This is a genomic window from Polaromonas sp. P1_E1_2, assembly GCF_056406035.1.
In genome coordinates this window covers 1-3817 of record NZ_JBFUAZ010000425.1, presented here as the reverse complement: position 1 = coordinate 3817, position 3817 = coordinate 1, and the positions used below count along the sequence as shown (strand labels likewise).

At 62.1% G+C, this 3817-nt stretch carries 3 protein-coding genes; 2 read left to right on the top strand and 1 reads right to left on the bottom strand.

Annotated features, from left to right (window positions below; translation table 11 throughout):
- Nucleotides 1-356 (bottom strand): aminotransferase class III-fold pyridoxal phosphate-dependent enzyme (locus AC1D1P_RS17180; protein WP_477673805.1); only part of this gene is annotated, 356 nt, incomplete at its 3' end.
- 200 nt (nt 357-556) lie between these two features.
- On the opposite strand from AC1D1P_RS17180, the gene AC1D1P_RS17175 reads away from it, so the two are divergent.
- Both AC1D1P_RS17175 and alaS read left to right on the top strand, forming a co-directional pair.
- Nucleotides 557-1972, top strand: coding sequence for an aminotransferase-like domain-containing protein (locus tag AC1D1P_RS17175; RefSeq protein ID WP_477673804.1), 1416 nt, complete (start codon nt 557-559; stop codon nt 1970-1972).
- A 93-nt stretch (nt 1973-2065) separates the two neighbouring features.
- Nucleotides 2066-3817, top strand: a 1752-nt coding sequence (alaS, locus tag AC1D1P_RS17170) for an alanine--tRNA ligase (RefSeq protein WP_477673803.1), incomplete at its 3' end; no start/stop codon positions are given.

The following is a 3817-nucleotide window of genomic DNA, read 5'->3' as shown; positions in this document are numbered from 1 at the left end:
GCTTCGGCGCCTGTGGTCAGCAGCAGGGTCTTTTTGGCGAAATTTCCAGGTGCCAGGGCATTGAGCTTCTCGGCCAGTTCAACGTAAGGCTCATAAGCGACGACCTGAAAGCAGGTGTGCGTGTAGAGGTCGAGCTGGGCCTTGACTGCGGCAATGACTTCGGTATGCAGGTGACCGGTGTTGAGCACGGCGATGCCGCCTGCGAAGTCAATATAGCGGCGGCCTTCAACGTCCCATAGTTCGGCTTTTTTTGCCCGGCTAACGAAAATTTCGTGGGCCTGGCCTACGCCGCGTGTCACGGCGGCTTGGCGGCGCGCCATCAGGGCGGCGTTGCTGGAAGTCTGGTTTGGCTGCATGGTGGAGGTGATTTCCGGAATTTCTGGGTTGACTGGGTTGAGGAAGGAGTTGGGTGGACTTTAGAAGTCGGGGCAAGGCCCGTCCATGTACACCGCCGCGCTGTTTTCGACACACTGTGCGGGTCTAGAATCCTGTACATGGATTCCCCAACCCGGTGCACGGGCATTGCGATGCACAATCTGCCCTTTTTGGTTTTTTGATGCTCACACTTCGCCCGGAACTGCAGACCCCCCTTGTGAGCCAGATCGTCGACGGCCTGCGGGGCATGATTGCCGGGCAAGCGCTGAAACCGGGCGTCAAGCTGCCGTCCATCCGCGGTTTTGCCGCCATGCACGGCGTCAGCGTCTTCACGGTGGTAGAGGCGTACGACCGCCTTGTGGCCCAGGGGTGGCTTGTTTCCCGAGCCAATGCCGGGTTTTTCGTCAAGCGCAGGGGCGATGATGGTGCATCGGGGGTGCCGTACGCGCAGCCCCCGCAACCTAAATTTGACGCCCGCTGGTACCTCAAGCAGATTTTTGAAAACCGCAACCTGCCGATGAAGCCCGGTTGTGGCTGGTTGCCGCACGATTTCCTGTTCGGGGACGCGCTCCGCCGCAGCATGCGGCACCTGTCGGTGGACGGTTCCTCTCTTGAGGGTTACGGCCTGCCTTATGGACATATGGCCCTTCGCATGGTGATTGCGGAGGCGCTCACCGAAAGCCAGATATCGGTCGAGGTCGACCAGGTGCTGCTGACGCAAGGCTCCAGCCAGGCGCTGGACCTGGTGGCCCGGCAACTGGTCAAACCGGGCGACACCGTGCTGGTCGATAGCCCCGGTTATCCCAACCTGATGTTCATGCTGCGTTTTCTGGGCGCCAACCTTGTGGGGGTGCCGCGCACCCCTACCGGGTACGACCTGGCTGCGCTGGAGGCGCTGCTGGCGGTGCACAAGCCCAAGGCCTTCTTCACGCAGCCGCGCCYGCAGAGCCCGACCTGCTCGATTGCCTCGGCGGCCCATCTGCACCGCTTGCTGCAACTGGCCGAGGCGCACGACTTCACGCTGGTGGAAAACGATATTTACGCCGACATGGACCCGGTCTCGCGGTCCACGCTGGCAAGCCTGGACYAGCTGCAGCGTGTGGTCTACATCGGCAGCTATTCCAAAACAATTTCCCCCAATTTGCGCGTGGGCTACCTGCTGGCACGAGGCGAGCTGATCGAGGACCTGGCGCAGCTCAAGATGATTTCGGGCCTCACCTCGTCCGATATCGCCGAACGGCTGACTTTCGGGGTGGTCACCGACGGCCGCTGGCGCAAGCACCTCAAGTCGCTTCGGGAGAAGCTGGCTGCAGCGCACCGCAAGACCGAAAAGAACCTGACCGGCCTGGGGTTTGAGCTTTTCCATGAGCCAGGGGCCGGCATGTACCTGTGGGCCCGGCACCCGGACCTTCCCGATGGGGCCGTCCTGTCCAAAGAGGCTACGCCCGAGGGCATCATGCTGGGCCCGGGACAATTGTTTCTGCTGGAGCCCCATCCGACGGGTTGGCTCCGCTTTAACGTGGCTTTCAGCGACGATGAGCGCATATGGCGCTTTTTGTCCCACCGCATTGATCTCGGCCGGCAGACAGCCCAATAAAGCGGGGGTATCCCCCTCAAACCTATAATCAAAGGCTTAGCCAAAGCGGGTGAGCCCGAGGGCGCCGCCTTGCCAAAACCACTATTGCAGACCATGAGCCATCCCACTTCCTCGTCAGCCTCCACGTCAGCTTCAACGCCCGTATTCACCGTCTCGGACATTCGCAAGACATTTCTCGATTTCTTCGCGTCCAAGGGCCACACCGTGGTGCCGTCCAGCTCGCTGGTGCCGGGCAATGACCCGACGCTGATGTTCACCAACTCGGGCATGGTGCAGTTCAAGGATGTGTTCCTCGGCACCGACAAGCGCCCCTACGTGCGCGCAGCGTCGGTACAGGCCTGCCTGCGCGCCGGCGGCAAGCACAACGACCTGGAAAACGTGGGCTACACCGCGCGCCACCACACCTTTTTCGAGATGCTGGGCAACTGGAGCTTCGGCGACTACTTCAAGCGCGAATCGCTCAAATGGGCCTGGGAGCTGCTGACCGAGGTTTACAAGCTGCCGCCCGAACGCCTGCTGGCCACGGTGTATGAAGAGGACGATGAGGCCTACGACATCTGGACGAAAGAAATCGGATTGCCGCCTGAGCGCGTGATCCGCATCGGCGACAACAAGGGCGGCCGCTACAAGTCCGACAACTTCTGGATGATGGCCGACACCGGCCCCTGCGGCCCGTGCAGCGAAATCTTTTACGACCACGGCGACCACATCCCCGGCGGCCCGCCCGGCAGCCCCGACGAAGACGGCGACCGCTTCATCGAAATCTGGAACAACGTGTTCATGCAGTTCGACATGGCCGCCGACGGCAGCGTCACCAAGCTGCCCGCGCCTTGTGTGGACACCGGCATGGGCCTGGAGCGCCTGGCCGCCATCCTGCAGCACGTGCACAGCAACTATGAAATTGACATCTTTGCCGAGCTGATCAAGGCGGCATCACGCGAGACTGGCGAAAAAGACCTGGGCAACAAGAGCCTGTTTGTCATTGCCGACCACATCCGCGCCACAGCGTTCCTGGTGAGTGACGGCGTCAACCCGTCCAACGAAGGCCGGGGTTACGTGCAGCGCCGCATCATCCGCCGCGCGATCCGCCACGGCTACAAGCTGGGCAAGAAGACGCCGTTCTTCCACAAGCTGGTGGCTGACCTGGCCCGCCTGATGGGTGATGCCTATCCCAAGCTCAAGGCCGACGAAGCCCGCATCACGTCCGTGCTGAAAGCCGAAGAAGAGCGCTTCTTCGAAACGCTGGAAATCGGCATGACGATTCTGGACACCGCTTTGGCCGGTGGTGCCAAGGTGCTGCCGGGTGACGTGGCCTTCAAGCTGCACGACACCTACGGCTTCCCGCTGGACTTGTCGGCCGACGTGTGCCGCGAACGCGGTGTGGAAGTTGATGAAGCCGGCTTCAAGGCGGCCATGGACAAGCAGAAGAACCAGGCACGCGCCGCCGGCAAGTTCAAGATGGACCGTGCGCTGGAATATTCCGGCGAAGGCCACGCTTTCACCGGCTACGAATTGCTCGAAGAGCCCGCCAAAGTCGTCGCGCTGTATGCCGACGGTGTGGCCGTGCAGGCACTCAATGCAGGCCAAAGCGGCGTGGTGGTGCTGAGCACGACACCGTTCTACGCCGAAAGCGGCGGCCAGGTCGGTGACCAGGGCCGGCTCACGGCTGCCGGCTCCACCTTCACGGTGGACGATACGCTCAAGATCAAGGCCGATGTGTTCGGCCACCATGGCACGCAGGAAGAGGGTACGCTGAAAGTCGGCGACACCGTGACCGCGCAGGTCAACACCGCGCTGCGCGCCGCAACCGTGCGCAACCACAGCGCCACCCACCTGATGCACAAG